Raw genomic sequence first — 19,939 nt, 5'->3', positions numbered from 1 at the left:
TGCATTACATTTTCAATTGGGTTCCGACAGAATTCCAGAAAATATGACAGGAAAGTTCTTTGGCGTGCCGGCAAACATAAGATGTTCTTAAATTCACAAGGAGCACTAATCATGTCTATTCAATCTTATGACGAAATCCAATCAAAATTTGACATTTTATCTGTCCTTCATCACGAAGAGGAAACGGTAGGAAAATTAAATAAGCTAACATCAATATTAGATAATCTTTCCGAAAAACAAATTGAGGAAGAAACACTAAAACTTAAACAAAAAATGCATAACTCTTCAGGTTTCACCAAAAGAATCATTGAACATGCAACATCTTTGCATCAAGAATATGTAAGTCTAGTAAATCAGCTCTCGTTATCTGGAAAAGTTAACACGGAATCCTTATCAAATTACTTTATTCAAGGATGGTATCACACAAGTTACACAACCCGTTTTGAACACATGTTCACAGCTTTACTCAACGAAGAAAAGCTCCAAGACACAAACAGCCATGGGAATAAATTCACAAAATTAATCGAGCATGGTATTGATGAAGAGGAGGGACATGAATTATGGGCACTACAGGATATTATATCTCTTGGTGTAAAAAATGATATCGACCCACTTTATGATGTTTTTCCTGAAACAAAAGCAATCGTCTGGTCACAACATGATCGCCTAACTCGCTTACCCGCTATTGGATTTTTGGGGTACTCATTTTATTTGGAGCTCCTCATTGCGACTGAATCATATGGTTTATTAAATGTATTGAATAAGTGCTTAAACACCACACCCAAAGATCATAAATTCATTTACTACCACTATCTTGTAGATCAAGGCCATGCCATTGACAATATTGAACTATTTGATCGTATTGTACACACAGAAAAAGATTTTAATGAAATTATCGACAATATGAACTTTATTCACACAATGTATTACAGACTTACCGAAAAATCGTTTCAATCATGAAATTAAAATTTATCACCTCAAATTATGATCAAGAAGAATACCAAATTGGTCATAGATTAGCAAAACGTGTCTATCAAAGGGCCTGGGGGACAAAATCGCTATCAGATGATCATTCAGCATCAGTTATAGCGATGTTAAACAGCGAGGTTGTGGGAAATTTATGCATTCACCTTAGAAACCAAAAATTACCATGCGAAAATTATTTTCATTTCCAAAATGAGATAGAAAAAGATGTACTTGTTGCTGAACTTTGCAGTCTTGCTATTGCAGTTGAAACGCCAAAACAAGTAAGAAATGATATCCTCTTAGGTTTGATTTCAGCAGTAAATACTTTTGGTATTGTTCACAACATTTCTAAATATTACACCATACAACGGATAAGTTTATTGTCTAGATTAAAAGTCAAATTAAATTATCCATTTCATCAGGTTGATGAAGCAATACCAATTACTGCCGCTCAACCGAATGATAGCTACTGGAGAAACAATCAAACACCTAAATTATACTCTATTGATAACACTGATCCGCAAACGATGAAATCTAGTTTACAATCTATCGCCTTTCTTAACCGACGAGGCTGTACTTGGGTTGATCAAACAAGGAAATCAAATGATTTTCAGAAGATTATTAAAGTGGCATGATGATAAAATATTAAACGACTGGCAAAGGACTTCAAAAAAACAGTGCCTTTTCCTCATTACGATCACAGCTTTAGTTTATTTATTGGTCATACTATTTCTTAACTCCAGATTAGAAGTATCTCTTATGACCTTTGCTTTAGGACTGGTTTTTGGAGCAAACTTTGAGAAGTTAATTCAGCTCAGAATGAGAGAAAAAATAAAGAATTAAACGATTAATTCTTAACGATAAGCCACCCAAAACGGTGGCTTAAGTTGTTACACATTGACCTGACTGATGTAAGAAATCAGTGCTCGTCGATCCGCGCTCCTTCGGGCGCTGCCTGAAAGGCAACGTGGTCTCGCTTCGCTCGGCTGAAGACTCGCCGTCTGCCCCATCTAGGGTTCTTCACCCTATCTCTATCGTGCCGCTGTTCTTACGAATATTCAGATGAAAAAAAACCGCTGAGAGTTCAGCGGTTTTTTTAAATGTGGCGGAGAGATAGGGATTTGAACCCTAGATACGCTATTAACGTATGCCGGTTTTCAAGACCGGTGCTTTCAACCACTCAGCCATCTCTCCGTAAGTGGTGCGCATAATACCCAGCCGATTCGATGTTGTAAATACCCCACTGAACTGACTGCGCAGATGATCGCCAATCTGATACAACCCATACCAATTTGCTGTGGTTTTCATCAGAAACGATCTTCTTCTTGCACCTCTCCCAGCCCCTCACCGGGCAGATGTCAGGGCTTTTTCCGGTGTGAATTTGCTTTTAGGTTTTCGCATCACCAGATAAACCGCCATGGCTGCCAGTACAAAACCCAGTGCGCTGAATGCATCAAAGGTTTCATTGAACACCAGCCAGGCTTCCAGCGCAGTGACCGGCGGCACCAGATAAAACGTCGACGCGACTTTTGAAGCTTCCCCGTGCTTCACCATATAAAGCAGCAGCCAGACAGCGGTGACCGAAACACCCAACACCAGCCAGGCCAGTGTCAGAGAAAACGTGAGGTTCCATTCTATCTGCATGGTTTCGGCAGTGAGCATTACTGGTGCAAACACCATAGCCGCCATCATGTACTGATAAAGCGAACCGCCGACTAAATCGACCTGACTGCAATAGCGCTTCTGGTACAGTGTGCCCAGCGTGATCCCCAGCAAGGCCAATCCGGCACAGGCATAAGCCGCCAGTTGATGCGAGTCCTGCTGCCAGCTCATATTGCCCTGTAAAACCAGGGAAATACCCAGAATTCCCAGACACAACCCCAGCCATTGCGACAGCACCAGACGTTCCTGCCCCAGAAGCATCAGTATGATTGCCGTTAACACCGGTTGTAACCCGACCAGCAACGCACACAAACCCGCAGGCATCCCGAGGTAAATCCCGTAGTAAGTCCCGCCCAGGTACAGTCCGTGAATCAGCATCCCTGTCATGAAGCAATGGAACCGGGCTTTGCCTGTCGGCAGTGAAGACTTCAGCAACAAGGCCAGCACAGCGAAAATGGCGATATTTGCCAGCATCCGGACGAACAGGAAGGTTGCAGGTTCCGCATAGGGCAAACCAAAACGGGCACCGATAAAGCCGGTACTCCACAGCAATACAAAAATAAAAGGAATCAATCGGGCCACGCGCACCTCTGTCTGGCGGAATCCATCATATTTCACTACTCTATTTGGGTACAGACACAGTTAGTAGTGACAGTTTTATAAATTTATCAGGGTACAGATAAGCGCGTGGAAACCAGTCATCAGCGATCAGACACCAAATATCAGCAGGTCATTGCAGAGCTTGAATTACGTCTTGAGCAGGGCGTTTATCAGGCCGGAGATAAGCTCCCCTCCATCCGGCAATTAAGCGGACAGTTAGGCGTCAGTAAAAATACGGTCATCCGGGCCTATCAGGAACTTGAAGCGAGCCTGAAAATCGAAGCGCATCCGCGTTCGGGATATATCGTGACCGAGTGCCCGCGCCTGGAAACCCAGCCGATTCAAACGCCGGGTTTTGTCGATTTGTTATCCCTGAGCCGGACGGTGTTACAAGACTCCCTGTCCCCCGCGTTGCTTCCAACCGGGAGTGCGCATCCGAACACCCACTTTCCGGCCATCACCTCGCTGTATGCTGAAATTGGTCGTCACAGCCGCTATCAGACTCACGTCCCAAGCCATTATTTGTTACCCCCGGGAGACGAGCAGTTGAGAAAACAACTGGTGACCGTGAATCAATGGCATGGCATCACAGCCTCCGCCAGTGAAATATTAATCACTCACGGTGCACAGCAAGGGATCAGTATGGCGCTGCAGGCCCTGACATCCCCGGGGGATACAGTCGTCATCGAATCGCCCTGTTATTTCGGTAACTTACTGTTGCTGGAATCACTGGGTCTGAAAGTGGTGGAAATCCCCTCCAGCCTGCAATCCGGTATGGATTTGCACCGGCTGTCACAGGCATTACAACAATGGCCGATTGCAGCCATACTGCTCAACCCGAGTTTTAATAACCCGACCGGCTCTGTTATGCCGCTCGCTGCCCGGCAACAATTACTCGCCATGACCCAAGGGATTCCGATTATTGAAGATGATGTGTTTGGCGATCTGGCCTACACCGGTCGGCCACCGACTTTGTACAGCATGGATGACAGCCATCGGGTGATTTACTGTAATTCTTTATCGAAGACGCTGGATTCCCGCCTGCGCATCGGCTGGCTGCTTGCCGGACGGTACCAGCCACAGATCGAAAAACGCCTGCTGGCAGACAATATGGGAAGCCTGAACCTGATGCAGTCGGCGGTGGCTGAATTTCTGAAAACCGGTAAGTACCGAACCCATCTGGGTAAAATCCGGCGCTTTTATCATCAGAATCAACGCCGGTTCAGCCAGTTACTTTGTACTACACTCGATAGCTATCCATGGCTGATCGGTCGCTATCATCTCAATCTGGCCGATGGCGGATTTCTGTGCTGGCTGACACTCCCTGAGCAGGCAGACAGCGATATGCTTTATCAGCAGGCGCATCAGGCCGGTATCAGCATTTTGCCCGGCACGATGTTCAGTACGCTGGAAAACTATCGCCATTGCCTCAGGCTGAGTTATGCCGCTTTTGAAGACAACAAACGCTGGCATACAGGTATCGGGCAGCTGGCTGAGATCATCGCAGCTCACTTAAAACCGGGCAGCAAAATGGATGCAACACAGAAAAGGATGATGCAATGAAATCGTATCCCTTCACCTTCGCCGTCACCACAATCCTCCTCTGGGCCCTGTTCAGCCTGCCGGCTCTGGCTTTCGGGCTGAAAGCCAAGGGAAGCAGTGAAGGCATGGCATATCAGGTCGAACAAATCGCCGATGGCCTGCCGATCCCCTGGGGAATGACTTTCATTGATGACCACACGCTGCTGGTCACGCTCAGGGAAGGCAAAGCCGTGCTGCTGGATGTCCGTTCCGGCCAGAGAAAAGCTGTCAGTGGTCTTCCGGAAGTGTACGCCCGCGGTCAGGGTGGCCTGCTGGATGTACAGCTGTCGCCGGATCCGGCAGCAAAAGAGTGGCTCTATTTCACCTACACCAAGCCCGTTCAGGGAGGTGGTGTCACGACGCTGGCCCGTGCCAGACTGTCCGGGCAAAGGCTCACTCAGTGGCAGGATTTGAAAGTCACCCGCTCACTCAGTGACACCAACCGGCACTTTGGCAGCCGGATCGCTTTTGACGGCCGGGGCCACGTTTTCTTCTCTGTCGGCGACCGGGGTCACCGCCCCAACGGGCAGGACCTGACCAACCACGCAGCCACTGTCATCCGGCTGAATCTGGACGGCAGTGTGCCGAAAGATAACCCGTTTACAGGCAGAAAGGATGCGTCTGCTGAAATCTGGAGTTACGGCCATCGCAATCCGCAAGGGCTGGCATACGACACAGCCAATCAGCGTTTGTGGGAAATTGAACATGGTCCGCGCGGCGGTGACGAAATCAACCTGATCCTGCCGGGCCGTAATTACGGCTGGCCCATTACCTCCCATGGAAAAGAATACTGGGGTCCGCTGGCTGTCGGTGAAGCCAGAGAAAAGCCCGGGATTGAATCGCCGGTCAAAGTGTACATTCCGTCCATCGCCCCCGGCAGTCTCCTGCTCTATCAGGGCGACGCGTTTCCCGGCTGGAAGGGAAATCTGTTTGCAGGGGCGCTGGTGTTACAGCATCTGAACCGGATCGTTCTGGATTCAAATGGCAAGCCAGTGAAAGAGGAAAGATTGTTTGAAGAGATGGGAGAAAGGATCCGCTCTCTGGTTCAGAGCAAAGAAGGCTATCTGTATTTTGCGACTGACAGCGGCAATCTTTATCGTGTTCTGCCCAAATAAAAAAAGCCCCGGTTAACCGGGGCTTCATTCCATCCGTTACAGATGTTCACCACGACGCAGCGCGTCAATGCGCTTTTCCAGCGGCGGGTGGGTCATAAACAGTTCGGACAGTGATTTGCGGCCGTTAATCCCAAAGGCCATCATTGAGCCTTCCAGATGTGACTCCTGACTGACTTTCAGTCGCTCCAGCGCTGCAATCATTTTCTCTTTGCCAACCATACGGGCTGAACCTGCATCCGCCTTGAATTCACGATGGCGGCTATACCACATAGTAATAATGCTCGCGAGGAAACCAAACAGCACTTCCATGATGGTGGAGACAATGAAATAAGTCATGAAGCTGCCGCCTTCACCCTCTTCGTTGTTATTGTTCATACCGCTGACGGCACCCGCAATAATCCGAGAAATGAAAATAACGAAGGTGTTCACCACCCCCTGAAGCAACGTCATGGTTACCATGTCGCCATTGGCAATATGGCTGACTTCATGTGCCAGCACCGCTTCTGCTTCATCAGGCGACATGCTGTGCAGTAAACCTGTTGATACTGCGACCAGCGAATCATCACGTTTAGCACCCGTAGCGAAAGCATTGATGTCGGGTGAATCATAAATCGCCACGGTCGGCATGCCGATGCCAGCCTGTTTGGCCTGCCGTGCAACGGTTTCTACCAGCCAGTATTCCGATTCATTGCGCGGATGTTCAATCACCATGCCGCCAACCGAACGCAGAGCCATCGATTTCGACATGAAAAGGGAAATCAGGGAACCACCAAAACCAAACAACACAGCCATCACCAGCAAGCCATTCAGGCTGCCCGGTTGCAAGTCTGTGACTGCGTACACAATATTGAGCACAATACTGAACACAAACATGACGGCCAGGTTCGTCGCCAGGAACAAGGCAATTCGTTTCATACCTTTTTATCTCCAACAAAGGTCAAAATGTCAGTTACTTATACGCTTTAAGACATTCACGTATCAGTGATATACCCAAGTGACCTCAGAGACTTGGGTATAACGTTATTTATAGTATGGTCGTTTAATCTGAAAACAAGCGAAAGCGGGAAATTGTTACTTTTCGTAAGTCGCTGCGGACCCTGGTTTTTCATCCTGACCCGCGAACGTCTTAGACTTTGGTCGTATTGTTTAAAAGGGTGCCATTCACTATTGTCATGAGGTATATGATTTCGCTCAGTATCTGAAAGGAGGCAAGATGGCTGACCATGAAAATTACCAAGTTGCAATTGATATCCTGCGTTGTCATCTTGGCATGACTGCAGAAGAAGCTTGTGCTGAACTCGGTATCGATCCTGCTGCTTCGCAACCTGCCGAAGCCATTGCCCCGCTCTCGGGACTGAACGCAAACTAATTCCTGTATTAAGTGCTAGATCCAAAGCCTCCTTTCCGGAGGCTTTGTCATTTTTACGCCATAATGATGTAAATACAGTTTCCATTCAGCGTGATTATGTGATACTTATCCCAAAAATTATTTTGAACACTGTACAGGTAAACTATGAAAAAGCTCTATTCGCACACTCTGGATAGTGCACAAACACAGGTCAACACACGTCCGCTCCTGATCACAATCGCGCTTTTTATGGCGGTGGCAGTAATCACGGCCGTGGCAGCTTTCATCATTCAGATTGAGATTTTGCAATTTAGCGGCAACCTCGGTGAAGACTCCCTTGTTGAATACGCTCAGGAACTTTATCTCGCACTCAGCAGCGGTCTCTTTGCAGCAGTTGCCGTCAAAAAAAGTGACATCCGTGGATTTGCACTCCTGGTTGCTGCATTTTTCATGGTTCTGCTGATTCGGGAACTGGATGGCGTCTTTGACCTGATTCGGCATGGTTTCTGGAAGGTACCGGCGGTGTTGGTTGCAGTTGCAGGCATTGCCTACGCCTATCAGCATCCACAAAGTACGCAAACACCTCTGTCTAAATACAGCAAGCATGCCAGTTTTGGACTGATGATTGGCGGTATGGCCACCCTCATGGTTTTCTCACGTTTGTTCGGAATGAGCGAACTCTGGCAAACCGCCATGCAGGATAACTACGTCCGGGAAGTGAAAAATCTGGCTGAAGAAGGAGTTGAACTTCTGGGTTACAGCCTGATTCTTGCTGCCTCGGCCTGGTACTGCCTGCCGAAACTGGTCCGCAAAAAACAAGGCTGACAAATACAGGGCATATATTGTGCCTGAATAATAAAGCCGCCTGACGGGCGGCTTTATTTCACAACGTTGCAGATGCAGGGAAACCCAATAGGTCCAGATTCAGATATTCGGTTAAATCTCTTTTTGCAATATCGTGCAGATGCGGGATCTCACCCAACTTGGGGGCAGGCAGCATTGCTTCCAGATACTTCAGATTCTCGTCATAACAGCTGGTCTCCGGATCAACCAGATTCGCGACCCAGCCCGCCAGCGTCAATCCATCTCGTTCAATGGCTTCCGCTGTCAGCATCGCATGATTCAGACATCCCAGCTTGACGCCGACCACCAGAATCACCGGCAGATTTTCCTGCTTCACCCAATCCGAGAATTTTGTTGTCTCAGACAACGGAACCCGCCAGCCGCCCGCGCCTTCGACAAACACCAGATCCGATTTCTCTTTCAGACGGTGCAAACCGTCAGATAAATTGTCCGGAGAAATCGCCACACCAGCCTGTTTCGCTGCAATGTGTGGTGCGATCGGCGGTTCAAAGGTAAAAGGATTCACCTCTTCATACGCTAATTCCGGTTTGGAAGCAGCCTGTAAGTACAGCGCATCACTGTTTCTCATGCCGTACACGGTTAATGTACTGCCTGATGCAACAGGCTTAAAACCAGCCGTCCGGTAACCAGACTTCACCCCGGCGGCGATCAATGTTCGCGTCACCACCGTTTTTCCGGCGTCGGTATCTGTTCCTGTCACAAAGAAAGCACTAGTCATTGTTCAAGACTCCAAAACAAACCTGATATGTGGCTGGTAATTGACCTGTATGGTCACGAAATTTGGCATATGCCTGCTCAATTAAATTCAGCGTCGTGCGCCCGAACAAGCCTTGACGGCGATGCTGTGATAGATGCGTCGCTCCGATGCCTTTCAAATCTTTCATCAGTGCCATTGCGCTGTCGTAATGCATCACCACAGGCGCCACAGCCAGCTGAAAATCCGTAAATCCGGCCCGTTCAACCGCCTGAATCAGCACAGATTCACTTTCGTACTGATTGACATGCAGCCCCTGATCAACTGCCTGCCAGGAATGCTGCAGCTCTGACAGAGAACCTTCCGCCAGGGTTGTGAAACCAATCACGCCACCGGGTTTCACCACGCGCTTCAGTTCTTGCAAAGGCACAGTGAGATCACGGCACCACTGTAACGCCAGGCTGGAGAAAGCTGCGTCAAACGTATTGTCCGCAAAGGGTAATGCTTCCGCATCGGCATGCCGGAACTCCCCCAGCCCCTGGCAACGTGCCTGAGCCTGTTCCAGCATTTGAGAAGACAGATCAACCGCCGTCGTCTGGTACTGCAATGCCTGTAACTGCCGGGTGAAATAACCGGTTCCGCATCCGACATCCAGCCAGTGACTGGCGTGAGCAAAGACCGGCAGTTGTTCCAGCAACCGATGACCGACCAGTCGCTGAAATGCCGCAGACTGATCATATTGTCTGGCCGCCTTGCCGAAACTGGCTGCAATCGCCTGTTTTTCCGCAGACGGGTTCACCGGATTCAAAGGTTCAACCCGGCTGTTCTGACGGATTTGCTGCATCCTGTACCTCTTCAAAAGACGCATTCAATTGTGTCGCGAATTCTCTGACCTGATCTTCATCATGGCTGGCTGTCAGTGTAATTCTCAGCCGGGCCTGATTGACCGGTACTGTTGGCGGGCGTATCGCCGACACCCAAAAACCTTTTTCTGCCAGTGAAGCGGATAAAGTGAGCGCCCGCTCACTACTGCCCAGCAGGACCGGTTTGATTGGCGTTGCAGTCGAGACCAGCCCGACTTCCGGCAGCAGGGTTTCTTCCAGAATGGCGCTCAGATCCAGCAATTTTTCCCGGCGCCAGTCGCCAGCCTGTACCAAATCGCAAGCCGTACACAGTGCATGCGCCTGCGCAGGTGGCATCGCTGTCGAGTAAATATAGTGACGGGCAAACTGAATCAGGTATTCGGCAACCTCCTGGCTGCAAAGCACGGCTGCCCCCTGCATCCCGAAGGCTTTCCCAAAGGTCACGATCAAGATGTCCGGCTGAATACCGGCTTGCTGACAGCTGCCGCGGCCTTCCTCACCGAGAATGCCGCACCCGTGCGCATCATCGACCATGAACCAGCTCTGGCTGGCTTGGCAAAGCACTGAAATCTCGGCCAGCGGTGCCTGATCACCATCCATACTGAACACACCTTCAGTCACCACCAACCGGGCAGATACTTCATTCGTGTTTACAGTCAGCATTTTATGCAGAGCAGTCACATCATTGTGGGCAAATCGGCGCATGTTCGCCGGAGACAGCATGCCGGCTTCCATCAAAGAAGCATGATTCAGCTTATCCTGAATCAGGAAATCTCCTTTCTCGAGCAATGCAAACAGTACAGCCTGATTGGCACTGAAACCTGTGCTGAACAGCAAGGACCTTTCAAAACCCAGCCATTCTGCCAGCCGGGTTTCCAGCGCCTGATGCGGTGCATGATGTCCGGTCACCAGCGGTGAAGCGCCACTGCCGGCACCATACTTGGACAGTCCCTGTTGCCAGGCTGCGATCAATGCCGGGTCTTGTGCCAGACCGAGGTAATCATTACTGGAAAAGTTCACGCTGGGTTGTGTGCAGTCCGTCCACCGGACTGAGGACGACTGTCTTGTCAGGGTCTTCCGCTGGCGATACAAGCCCTGCGCCTGTCGCAGGTTCAGGGCCTGAGTGATACGGGACTTAAGAGGCATCGTAGAAGAGATCACCGGCAGCCGGACGCGAAGCAACGCGCTGAGCGACCTGACCTAACAGTTCCTGTGCCTGTACTTCATCCGGCTTCGCTGCTTTTTCCTGGCGGTTAATCCCCAGTTTTCTGAACAGCTGCATGTCTTTGTCTTCTTCCGGGTTCGGCGTGGTCAGCAGCTTACAACCGTAGAAAACAGAGTTAGCTCCCGCCATAAAGCAAAGGGCCTGAGTTTCTTCGCTCATACCTTCACGGCCAGCCGAAAGACGCACGGCAGACTTTGGCATCATGATCCGCGCGACAGCAATAATGCGGACAAAATCGAGCGGATCCACATCGTCCACATTCTCCAGCGGTGTGCCTTTCACTTTCACCAGCATGTTGATTGGCACACTTTCCGGGTGAACCGGCAGATTGGCCAGTTCAGCCAGCAGACCAGCGCGGTCACGGGCACTTTCGCCCATCCCGATAATACCGCCGGAACAAATCTTCATGCCCGCATCACGGACATGAGACAGCGTGTCGAGACGGTCCTGATAAGTACGGGTGGTGATGATGTTGCCGTAATACTCCGCCGAAGTATCCAGGTTGTGGTTGTAGTAGTCGAGCCCGGCTTCAGCCAGTGTGTTGGCCTGGTCGCCGGTGATCATGCCCAGCGTCATGCAGGTTTCCAGTCCCATGGCCTTCACGCCACGCACCATATCCAGCAGATAAGGCATATCGCGCTCTTTCGGGTTTTTCCAGGCCGCTCCCATACAAAAACGCGTGGCGCCGGAGCTTTTCGCTTTCTGCGCAGCATCCAGTACCTGCTCAACTTCCATCAGGCGTTCACGATCGACATCAGTACGATAGTGCGCGCTTTGCGGACAGTACTTGCAGTCTTCAGGGCAGGCACCGGTTTTAATCGACAGCAGGGTACTGACCTGCACTTTGTTGGGTTCATGGTACTGACGGTGAACCTGCTGTGCTTCAAACACCAGATCCATGAATGGCTTTTCAAACAGCGCCTGAACTTCCGCAATGCTCCAATCGTGTCTCACTTCCACGTGTAAACCTCTTTCGTTGTTCTTATGGCCCGGAGAATTGCAGTGATAACCGCACGGATTCAACGGGTTTCAATGTTTGCAAGTCTACTTTGAGCAAGTACACTGTCAACCATAAAGAAAACACAAGGTTTACATCTGTGCAAAATATCAACACAAAACAAAACACCTCCAACCAGTTTTCAGCTTCGGAGACGGATCTTGAGTACGATCGCCAGCATGTCTGGCATCCCTACACCTCCACCCTGAACCCTTTGCCCTGCTATCCGGTCAGCCACGCGGAAGGCGTCCATTTGTATCTGGAAGACGGCCGCCAGCTCATTGACGGTATGTCTTCCTGGTGGGCAGCAATTCACGGTTACAATCACCCGGTCCTGAATCAGGCCGCCAAAGATCAGCTCGACAAGATGTCGCATGTCATGTTCGGCGGCATCACGCATCAGCCTGCGGTTGAGCTGTGCCGGAAACTGGTCGAACTGTCACCGGCGCCGTTGCAGCAGGTCTTTCTGGCCGATTCCGGTTCTGTTTCTGTGGAAGTCGCCCTGAAAATGGCCCTGCAGTACTGGCACGCCAAAGGTGAGCGCCGGGCAAAATTCCTCACCCTGAAACACGGCTATCACGGAGATACCTTCGCGGCGATGTCGGTGACCGATCCGGATAATTCAATGCACAGCCTTTATAAAGGTTTCCTGCCGGAGCACATTTTTGCCGAATCACCCGAAACGGGTTTCCATGAGGCATGGAACGAAAACGATATCTCCGACTTAACCGCTAAACTCGAAGCACATCATCAGGATATTGCCGCAATCATTCTGGAACCTGTCGTTCAGGGCGCCGGAGGGATGCGTATTTATCACCCGACTTATCTGCGCCGTGTCCGCGAGTTGTGTGATGACTTCGGTGTCTTACTGATTGTCGACGAAATCGCGACTGGCTTTGGCCGTACCGGAAAGCTCTTTGCTTGCGAACATGCCGGGATCAGCCCGGACATTATGTGTGTCGGGAAGGCTCTGACCGGCGGTTACATGACACTGGCGGCAACACTAACCACCAAGCAGGTTGCAGATACGGTGTGCAGCGGTGAAGCCGGTTGCTTTATGCATGGCCCGACCTTCATGGGCAATCCGCTGGCCTGCGCCGTTGCCAACGCCAGCCTGTCTTTGCTCGAAACGGGTGACTGGCAGCATCAGGTCAGCGGAATTGAACAACAGCTGTCGCAATTACTGCCCCGGGTCGGCCAGTCTGAGAAAGTCAAAGCCGTCCGCTGGCTGGGCGCCATCGGTGTCGTTGAATTATATGAGCCGGTGGATATGGTCCGGATTCAGAAAAGTTTTGTAGACAATGGTGTCTGGATTCGCCCGTTTGGCAGACTTATCTACATCATGCCGCCTTTTGTAATTGATAATCAGCAGCTTGAGAAACTGGTTTTCGCTATTTTGCAATCGCTGCAGTAATATCGAAAAACAGACAAGGCATCACCTTTGAACAGATATACTCATAAAAAGAGCCAAATCAGGGCTGAAACCCGTAATTCTGAAGACATCTCGTCCAGAAAGACAGACAGCCCTATCAAAGTTGACGTCATAAAGGCTAAGTATTATGCAGTTACCCCTTTTCCCGCTCCGGCTTTATGTATTACCGGGAGGTGTCAGTAAGCTGCGGATTTTCGAACCTCGCTACACCCGGTTAGTGACGCTTGCGATGTCCTCAGGAAATGGTTTCGGCCTGTGCATGAAAGATGGTGATTCACTTTGCCATTTCGGAACGCGGGTCGAAATCACCGATTTCGAACAATTACCTGACGGGTTGCTCGGCATCACCATAAAAGGGGTAGAGAAATTCGTGATTAACAATCACTGGCAGGAAAAAGACGGCCTGAGATTTGGCGAAGTCAGCTTGATCAAAAACTGGGCCCCCAGCAGCGCACGTTTTATTGATCGCCACATCGCCAACAGCCTGGAAGCCCTGTTTGAGGAATATCCGGACTATGCGGAGAACTACCCGGATCCGGATTTCGCCAACATGGCCTGGGTCTGCCAGCGCTGGCTGGAAATTCTGCCCCTGGAAACCAACCAAAAGCAATGGTTTATGAGCCGGAATGATCACCGTGCGGCTTTGTCATTCCTGCATAATGTCATCGACGAAGAACTCAGACACGAAGATCTCTGACGATTTCAGCCACGGCCCTCACGGGCCAGTCGCTGATCGACCATACGACGATAGAAAGCCGATAACAGATGACGGATCCCCGGCAGTCCCATCAGAAATGCAACCGGCCGGAGCCACCATACCTGATTCAGTAACAGCATGTAGGCATCCATTTCCCGGTGAACAATCCCCTGCTGATCCTGTACATGCAATTCCCGTAACGCTTTTTCCGGAGATATGCCCAGCGCTTTCAGCGCTTCATCCTGGCCGGTGATATCATACCACTCCACCAGTTCCGGATGACGGCTGAGCCAGGATTCATACCATGCCCGATCCCGCACACAGCTTGGGCAGGAACCGTCATAAAAAACCCGAATCCGTTTCATGTCTTTGACCTCCAAGCCATGTTCCTTCTCTAAGTCTGGCTGAACCCAATAAAAAACGCAGCCATCGCTATCGAAATAAGCAGTGGCTGCGCTGCATGATTCGCGTCAGGAAAAGTTTATCCTTCCTCGATCAGTTTCAGTAACAGATGTCCGTCATACATTGCCTGCTTCACCAGAGCCGCAGCCGGCATGGTGGCCTGGGTGTAAAAACTGGTTTCTTCAATCCGCAGATCCTGGTTATAAACCGGCAGGGACTGACTCTTCACACATTCCATAATCGCCGGATACAGAACACTTTTCGCCTGATTGAACTCTCCGCCAATCAGGATCTTCTCCGGATTAAACAAGTTCACCATAATGGCAATTGCCCGGCCAAGGTTGAAACCCAGTTCGGTGATGACCCGGAACGCCAGCGGATCCCCCTGCACTGCCGCCTCACAGATATTTTCGATGGTCAGCGCCTGCCCATAGAGCACAGAAGCTTCACCCAGCGTTAACCCGGTTTTAACCTGATCTCTCACCGCCTGCAAACTGGCGACGGTTTCCAGACATCCTTTATTCCCGCAATGGCAAGGCAATCCATCCGGTTTAATCTGGATATGACCAAGCTCACCAATATTACCGATCCGGCCCTGAAGCACCTGATTATCAAGGATAATGCCTGCCCCGACGCCGTGATGTACTGAAATCAGAATCGAGTTTGCCACATCATTCGCATTGCCAAATAACTGCTCCGCCAATGCCCAGGAACGGGTGTCATTACCGATGAAGACCGGCAGTCCCGTGGCTTCATGAATGGCAGGTCCCAGCGGCAGGTCTTTTACCTCGTAATGAGGCATCTGCAACACCAGTCCTTTTTCCGAATTCACCAGCCCCGGCAGAGAAACAGCAATGGCGGTGATCCGATCCAGTAACTTGGCATGCCGGGCAAAGAATGAATCAATCTCAGACAGCAGCTTATTCAGGACATCATCCTGCTTCAGCTCCGCGATGTCCTGTCTCTCTTCGAACAGGATATCGCCGCCCTGCTCATGCAGAGCTATCGTCAGATAACCGCGCCCCAACCGGATGCCCAGAAACTGCCAGCCATCATTATCCGGCACCAGACCGATTGCCGGGCGCCCCCTGCTGCCGGATTCCAGAATTTCAGCTTCTTTGATCAGGTGGCCATCAAACAGCTCACGGGTAATTTTGGTGATACTGGCGGGCGCCAACTGACTTTTCTTCGACAGTTCTATCCGGGAAATCGGGCCGTACTGATCGATGAGTTTGTAGACGCTGCCGGCATTATTTCTTTTGATGTGATCGATGTGACCGGGCTGAGCGACATACATGCGCGGACTTCCTCTGACAATATATAGGTATGAAGAGTATGGAATTTTTTTACAGTGCGAACTAATTGTGAAGCGACTTATGCCAAGGGCGTGAGCCCAGTCACGACAAACGTATACCTTTTCAGCCCATCTCTGCCGTTGTCACTGTGCTGCTTCAAATACAATGGGAATGGAGACAATCCGTTCAGGTTCTGACATAATACGCGCCCTTCAGCGTTCAGGGTACCTGAAACTGCCCGTTTTCACGTTAATTAGTCAGATGTTTTGAGGTCGTCGTGTACAAAATCAATGAAATCTTTGAAACCATTCAGGGAGAAGGTGTTTTCACTGGTGTGCCGGCCATTTTTGTCCGTTTACAGGTCTGCCCGGTTGGCTGTGCCTGGTGTGATACCAAGCAGACCTGGAGTGCCGAGCCTCAGGACGAAGTGAACGTGCAGACCATGATCGCTAAAAAAGAAGACGCGCCGACCTGGACCGCACTGGATGCCGGCGGCATTGTGCAGGTCCTCAAAGATCAGGGCTACACCGCCCGGCATGTGGTGATCACCGGCGGAGAACCTTGCCTGTACGACCTGCGCCCATTAACTGAAGCCCTGGAAGACCATGGATTCCGCTGTCAGATTGAAACCAGCGGCACCTATGATGTTCTCGCCACTGAGGCAACCTGGGTCACCGTTTCACCGAAGATCAATATGAAAGGGAAACTGCCGGTCCTTGTGTCAGCACTCGAACGTGCCAATGAAATCAAACATCCGGTCGGTACCCAAAAAGATATAGACCAGCTTGATGCGCTACTGGCAGGCGTCAGTCTGAAAGAAGATGTCACGATTGCGCTGCAACCGATCAGCCAGAAACCCCGAGCCACTGAGTTGTGCATTCAGACCTGTATTGCACGAAACTGGCGCCTGTCGATTCAGACACACAAATATCTGTCGATTGCCTGATTTTTCAGGCATCACCCGGTTCCCCCGAATCGCTGTCTCAATTCTCAGACGCTGTCTCAAGGGCTGAGACAGCCTGTCTGGTTTAACAACCACCCACTTCCGCCTTACCTATACTCACCCCAAACACGAAACCAAACGCACACCATGTTTGGTCAAAAAATACAGCATTTATCGTTCAGGGGAAGGATTATGCGCGCCTATCTGATGATTGGCCTGAGCTTGCTATTGGCTGGCCTGCTTTCTGCGTGTGGTGGTGGCAGCGGCGAGGCTGGCATCAAGCCTGCCGAATTACCACCCGTCAAAACCAGTTTCACCGTCACGGTTGATCTTCCCGCCGGCCTGAATACCGCTCAGCAAGGAAACCACTGGGATCTGATCAGCAAGGCCTATGCGGCGACGCCCACATTGTTACAGGACAACTTCGCAGTGCTGATCCTGAACAGCCAGGGCAAAGTCATGGGACAGACTGAGATTACGGATTTCCAGCAGGATGACAGCAATTACACCATCACTGTCCAGAGCCCGCTCCTGCTGCAGGGCGTTCTGGTGCTTGATCTGGATGGCCCGCCTCAGTTTGCCATCGGTGATCGCCTGCCAACAGATTTGTTCCTGACCCCGCTGACCGATACTGAAATCGCGCTGTCTCTGAAAACGACCCTCGCCTATCAGGCACTGGTGAAACGGGTGGTGAAAGACGGTAACTGGGGAATATTCAGCCAAACGGTCAGCAATCCGGGGAACCTCGACGTCCGGAATGCGGGTGATTTTATCAATGAGCTGGCCGATGAACTGAGTGTCACGCTGATCCCCAAACTCGGTCTGAACGGTGTCAACCTGAGCACGCTGATGTCGCTGACTGTGGTCAATGACATTCTGGAAGGGGTCATGACCCGTAAGTACACAGAAATGACCGCACAGAAAGACACCATCCAGACAATTTTCAATGCTGGTTTCTGGCGTCTGCACAGTCAGAGTTCCCTCAATGGCAGTAAACTTGAAGCCGATATGATGGACTTCAACAGCCCGGACACAGCAACCAATGAAACGCGTCAGGTCGACTGGCAGTGGCAAAAAAATAGTGACAGCGATGTCAGCCTGACGGAAGCCTTTACGTATTTCAGTGAACAACCGCTGGTCCAGTTCGATCAAAAAGAAGACGCCATCCAGGGTCAGATTCTGACTGGCTCCGGCTGGAAAGACCTTTACGAATATTTCAAAGTACTGATTTCTTCCAGCAACACCGCAATTGTCACCGATGCCGGTCTTGAAGAAAGCGATGACCGCAACGTGACGATCCGGGTCAATTCTTATCCCCTGTCCGGGCAAAACATGCATGATTTTCTGACCACAAAAGAAAATCACTTCATGACCCGCTATGTGCCGGGTACCGCAGCCTTTTCAGACGGTGCGATGGGGTATTACTTCACCTGGAGCCCGGACACCACCCGGATGCTGCTCTGCAAAACCAACGTCAGCGGAGACCATTGTACCGTAGCGCCCAAAGGGAACCCGACTGTGCCTTACACCACGCTGGAAGACATGGTTGCCGTTGAAGATGCCGGCAGTTTTGAGCAGGTGAATGGCTACCATCTGACCGACAATGTGGTGCTCGAATTTGTCTTTAACAATACCCATCGCGTCAATTACTGGGTCAATGTCGGCGGCGATGGCTGGATGGTGGTTGAAACCGGGATATGGTCGCCTGTCACCGTCCTGGAAAAACAAATGTTCCAGTTTGCCGTCCCAGATGTCATTCAGCAGCTGGCAAACCGCTATCCCTTCGACACACCATACTTATTCCTGGTAGTCGACAATGGTGCAGTCCATCAGGGAGAGGCCATTCTGAAAGATGATGATTTCCATTTTGCCGGTTTCAACCATGCCGCCAAAGAACAGATCTACGCGGTTACCTCACGCGCGAACTTACCGCCTTTCGGCGACTGTACATTCGGCGATACTGCACCGGCAACCGAAGACCAGTTCCTCAATGCGGTCACGGAATGTGGCGGGGATGACCGCTTCACCACAGATGGTGTCAACGCCATGGTCAATCAGCATCTGGTGCAAATCTCAACCGAAGCAGACAGCCTGGGTGAACTGGAAGCAGTCATCCTTAAAAGCGACAACACCTGGGAATATTACCTCAATACAGTACTTCAGCCCGGCACGGCCAACCGGCAGTGGCAGCTCAATGAAAATGGCTTCCTGCGCCTGACTGAAGACAGCACGGACAGCTTCAGCGACTACCAGCTCTGGGCAATGACACACAAAAAGAATGAGACTCGTCCGATCCTGGCCGTGAAAACCTTCAGCCAGAAAGACATGGGCGGCGCAAATGAAACAGAAATCAGCCATCTGATGACCAAGCAGTATGCGCCAAATACACTGGCTGCCTGTACGGCCAGTGACTCCGGCTGGAACACCAGTACCCAGATGCCGTCATCCGCAAAAACCAAAACAGAGTACGAGAGCCAGTCGGCCAGCTGTGTCGTCAGTTGGGAAAGCCGGACACCCCGCTTCACGCAAAATATGCTGGCCGGAAAAGCACTGGTCTTCAACAGCGACACGTCCCGTCATCTGATTCTGAACAACCAGGCGGACAGTCAGGCCGGATTCAATACGGGCAGCTATAGAGACAGTGACGGCTGTGGTTTCAGCATTCCGGTTCGGTGGAAACTGGAAGCCGATGGCACCCTGTATTACGAAAATGCCATGGCACAGGCTGATATTGATGCCACATTCAGCAACGGCGCGAAAAAATTCCCGACCGGTGATTTCCGGGAATGGCTGAAAGTCTCTGACACCGACGGTCGAACTCTGACCATCAAAGGGTTCAATCACTTCATGCGCTGGGAAAGTGCCAGCCCGGCCCTGAGCGCCGAACAGGGGGAAATGTGGAGCGATGTCGTCACCCTCATCCCCGCCGGGGATGCCCCTGCCGTCACAGTGCAGGAACCGACAGACCCGCCGCAACCCGGCAGCCCCTTCCCGGGCACTGTGCTCCGCGACGGACAAACGTGTAATCTCACACCACCGCCGGCGACACCATAACCCCCGGCTCCGGCAGTCATGCAATGGCTGCCGGACTTATTTTGGGGCACTCAGTGATTACTAAATCAACACAAAAACCGGCACAATGTGATTATTTCCCATCATCACATGCATCAAGGCTTGATGCCTGAGACGAGACAGGTAATATTGCTGTTTTGGACTGTAAATAAAGCACAGCACTCAGTCGTGCCTCAACGGAGA

Annotated in this window: 18 protein-coding genes and 1 tRNA gene; 10 read left to right on the top strand and 9 right to left on the bottom strand. The window is 50.8% G+C overall.

Annotated elements, in window-relative coordinates; genetic code table 11:
* Positions 1-111: 111 nt before the first annotated feature.
* Both L4174_RS06330 and L4174_RS06325 read left to right on the top strand, forming a co-directional pair.
* Complete coding sequence (locus tag L4174_RS06330) at positions 112-960, top strand: iron-containing redox enzyme family protein (RefSeq protein WP_248139641.1); 849 nt, start codon at positions 112-114, stop codon at positions 958-960.
* The gene (locus L4174_RS06325) at positions 957-1,601 is read left to right on the top strand and encodes a hypothetical protein (protein ID WP_248139639.1); all 645 of its coding nucleotides are present in this window, start codon (positions 957-959) and stop codon (positions 1,599-1,601) included. Before L4174_RS06330 ends, L4174_RS06325 begins: the two co-directional genes overlap by 4 nt.
* 468 nt (positions 1,602-2,069) lie before the next feature.
* Here the strand turns inward: L4174_RS06325 and L4174_RS06320 are convergent.
* Together L4174_RS06320 and L4174_RS06315 are read right to left on the bottom strand one after the other, a co-directional pair.
* Positions 2,070-2,160: transfer RNA gene (locus L4174_RS06320), tRNA-Ser, on the bottom strand.
* Positions 2,161-2,310: 150 nt separating this feature from the next.
* Entirely contained in the window at positions 2,311-3,210 is a 900-nt protein-coding gene (locus tag L4174_RS06315; protein ID WP_248139637.1) for a DMT family transporter, read from the bottom strand.
* Positions 3,211-3,315: 105 nt separating this feature from the next.
* On the opposite strand from L4174_RS06315, the gene L4174_RS06310 reads away from it, so the two are divergent.
* Together L4174_RS06310 and L4174_RS06305 are read left to right on the top strand one after the other, a co-directional pair.
* The gene (locus L4174_RS06310; RefSeq protein ID WP_248139635.1) at positions 3,316-4,791 is read left to right on the top strand and encodes a PLP-dependent aminotransferase family protein; all 1,476 of its coding nucleotides are present in this window, start codon (positions 3,316-3,318) and stop codon (positions 4,789-4,791) included.
* Positions 4,788-5,924: a PQQ-dependent sugar dehydrogenase gene (locus L4174_RS06305; protein WP_248139633.1), complete on the top strand. Its 1,137-nt coding sequence runs from the start codon at positions 4,788-4,790 to the stop codon at positions 5,922-5,924. The genes L4174_RS06310 and L4174_RS06305 overlap by 4 nt, the downstream gene beginning before the upstream one ends.
* Positions 5,925-5,960: 36 nt before the next feature.
* Here L4174_RS06305 and htpX read toward each other — a convergent pair whose 3' ends face one another.
* Complete coding sequence (htpX, locus tag L4174_RS06300) at positions 5,961-6,839, bottom strand: protease HtpX (RefSeq protein ID WP_248139632.1); 879 nt, start codon at positions 6,837-6,839, stop codon at positions 5,961-5,963.
* Positions 6,840-7,137: 298 nt separating this feature from the next.
* Between htpX and L4174_RS06295 the strand changes: the two genes are divergently transcribed.
* Both L4174_RS06295 and L4174_RS06290 read left to right on the top strand, forming a co-directional pair.
* Positions 7,138-7,293 carry a hypothetical protein gene (locus tag L4174_RS06295; RefSeq protein ID WP_248139630.1) on the top strand — a complete coding sequence of 52 codons (156 nt, stop codon included), beginning with the start codon at positions 7,138-7,140 and terminating at the stop codon, positions 7,291-7,293.
* Positions 7,294-7,437: 144 nt separating this feature from the next.
* Positions 7,438-8,097 (top strand): hypothetical protein, encoded by a 660-nt coding sequence (locus L4174_RS06290; RefSeq protein ID WP_248139628.1) that lies wholly within the window; start codon positions 7,438-7,440, stop codon positions 8,095-8,097.
* A 58-nt stretch (positions 8,098-8,155) separates the two neighbouring features.
* Here L4174_RS06290 and bioD read toward each other — a convergent pair whose 3' ends face one another.
* The 4 genes from bioD to bioB are packed head-to-tail and all read right to left on the bottom strand — an operon-like array spanning position 8,156 to position 11,878.
* Positions 8,156-8,854, bottom strand: coding sequence for a dethiobiotin synthase (bioD, locus tag L4174_RS06285; RefSeq protein WP_248139626.1), 699 nt, complete (start codon positions 8,852-8,854; stop codon positions 8,156-8,158).
* Complete coding sequence (bioC, locus tag L4174_RS06280; protein WP_248139624.1) at positions 8,847-9,674, bottom strand: malonyl-ACP O-methyltransferase BioC; 828 nt, start codon at positions 9,672-9,674, stop codon at positions 8,847-8,849. Before bioC ends, bioD begins: the two co-directional genes overlap by 8 nt.
* Positions 9,643-10,839: an 8-amino-7-oxononanoate synthase gene (gene bioF / locus L4174_RS06275; protein WP_248139622.1), complete on the bottom strand. Its 1,197-nt coding sequence runs from the start codon at positions 10,837-10,839 to the stop codon at positions 9,643-9,645. The genes bioC and bioF overlap by 32 nt, the downstream gene beginning before the upstream one ends.
* Complete coding sequence (gene bioB, locus L4174_RS06270) at positions 10,829-11,878, bottom strand: biotin synthase BioB (protein ID WP_248139620.1); 1,050 nt, start codon at positions 11,876-11,878, stop codon at positions 10,829-10,831. Before bioB ends, bioF begins: the two co-directional genes overlap by 11 nt.
* A gap of 146 nt (positions 11,879-12,024) precedes the next feature.
* Here bioB and bioA point away from each other — a divergent pair, with 146 nt between their 5' ends.
* Together bioA and L4174_RS06260 are read left to right on the top strand one after the other, a co-directional pair.
* A complete protein-coding gene (gene bioA / locus L4174_RS06265) occupies positions 12,025-13,329 on the top strand; it encodes an adenosylmethionine--8-amino-7-oxononanoate transaminase (protein WP_371929397.1) in 1,305 nt (434 codons plus the stop codon).
* 145 nt (positions 13,330-13,474) lie between these two features.
* On the top strand, positions 13,475-14,044 hold the full coding sequence (locus L4174_RS06260) for an LON peptidase substrate-binding domain-containing protein (RefSeq protein WP_248139617.1): 570 nt from the start codon (positions 13,475-13,477) through the stop codon (positions 14,042-14,044).
* 5 nt (positions 14,045-14,049) lie between these two features.
* Here L4174_RS06260 and L4174_RS06255 read toward each other — a convergent pair whose 3' ends face one another.
* Positions 14,050-14,409: a thiol-disulfide oxidoreductase DCC family protein gene (locus L4174_RS06255; RefSeq protein WP_248139616.1), complete on the bottom strand. Its 360-nt coding sequence runs from the start codon at positions 14,407-14,409 to the stop codon at positions 14,050-14,052.
* Positions 14,410-14,525: 116 nt separating this feature from the next.
* The gene (locus tag L4174_RS06250; RefSeq protein ID WP_248139614.1) at positions 14,526-15,743 is read right to left on the bottom strand and encodes an ROK family protein; all 1,218 of its coding nucleotides are present in this window, start codon (positions 15,741-15,743) and stop codon (positions 14,526-14,528) included.
* 275 nt (positions 15,744-16,018) lie between these two features.
* Between L4174_RS06250 and queE the strand changes: the two genes are divergently transcribed.
* Together queE and L4174_RS06240 are read left to right on the top strand one after the other, a co-directional pair.
* A complete protein-coding gene (queE, locus tag L4174_RS06245; protein ID WP_248139613.1) occupies positions 16,019-16,687 on the top strand; it encodes a 7-carboxy-7-deazaguanine synthase QueE in 669 nt (222 codons plus the stop codon).
* 189 nt (positions 16,688-16,876) lie between these two features.
* On the top strand, positions 16,877-19,738 hold the full coding sequence (locus tag L4174_RS06240) for a hypothetical protein (protein WP_248139611.1): 2,862 nt from the start codon (positions 16,877-16,879) through the stop codon (positions 19,736-19,738).
* Positions 19,739-19,939 lie beyond the last annotated feature (201 nt).

This window comes from Photobacterium sp. CCB-ST2H9, from assembly GCF_023151555.2.
In the GTDB taxonomy this organism is placed as follows: domain Bacteria; phylum Pseudomonadota; class Gammaproteobacteria; order Enterobacterales; family Vibrionaceae; genus Photobacterium.
Note: the sequence above shows the minus strand (reverse complement) of the source record. Positions and strands in the feature narration are given on the sequence as shown.

Coding starts and splice junctions, on each gene's coding strand:
- L4174_RS06330 (WP_248139641.1), top strand. CDS start 112: ATGTCTATTCAATCTTATGACGAAATCCAATCAAAATTTGACATTTTA.
- L4174_RS06325 (WP_248139639.1), top strand. CDS start 957: ATGAAATTAAAATTTATCACCTCAAATTATGATCAAGAAGAATACCAA.
- L4174_RS06305 (WP_248139633.1), top strand. CDS start 4,788: ATGAAATCGTATCCCTTCACCTTCGCCGTCACCACAATCCTCCTCTGG.
- htpX (WP_248139632.1), bottom strand. CDS start 6,839: ATGAAACGAATTGCCTTGTTCCTGGCGACGAACCTGGCCGTCATGTTT.
- L4174_RS06295 (WP_248139630.1), top strand. CDS start 7,138: ATGGCTGACCATGAAAATTACCAAGTTGCAATTGATATCCTGCGTTGT.
- L4174_RS06290 (WP_248139628.1), top strand. CDS start 7,438: ATGAAAAAGCTCTATTCGCACACTCTGGATAGTGCACAAACACAGGTC.
- bioD (WP_248139626.1), bottom strand. CDS start 8,854: ATGACTAGTGCTTTCTTTGTGACAGGAACAGATACCGACGCCGGAAAA.
- bioC (WP_248139624.1), bottom strand. CDS start 9,674: ATGCAGCAAATCCGTCAGAACAGCCGGGTTGAACCTTTGAATCCGGTG.
- bioF (WP_248139622.1), bottom strand. CDS start 10,839: ATGCCTCTTAAGTCCCGTATCACTCAGGCCCTGAACCTGCGACAGGCG.
- L4174_RS06260 (WP_248139617.1), top strand. CDS start 13,475: ATGCAGTTACCCCTTTTCCCGCTCCGGCTTTATGTATTACCGGGAGGT.
- L4174_RS06255 (WP_248139616.1), bottom strand. CDS start 14,409: ATGAAACGGATTCGGGTTTTTTATGACGGTTCCTGCCCAAGCTGTGTG.
- L4174_RS06250 (WP_248139614.1), bottom strand. CDS start 15,743: ATGTATGTCGCTCAGCCCGGTCACATCGATCACATCAAAAGAAATAAT.
- L4174_RS06240 (WP_248139611.1), top strand. CDS start 16,877: ATGCGCGCCTATCTGATGATTGGCCTGAGCTTGCTATTGGCTGGCCTG.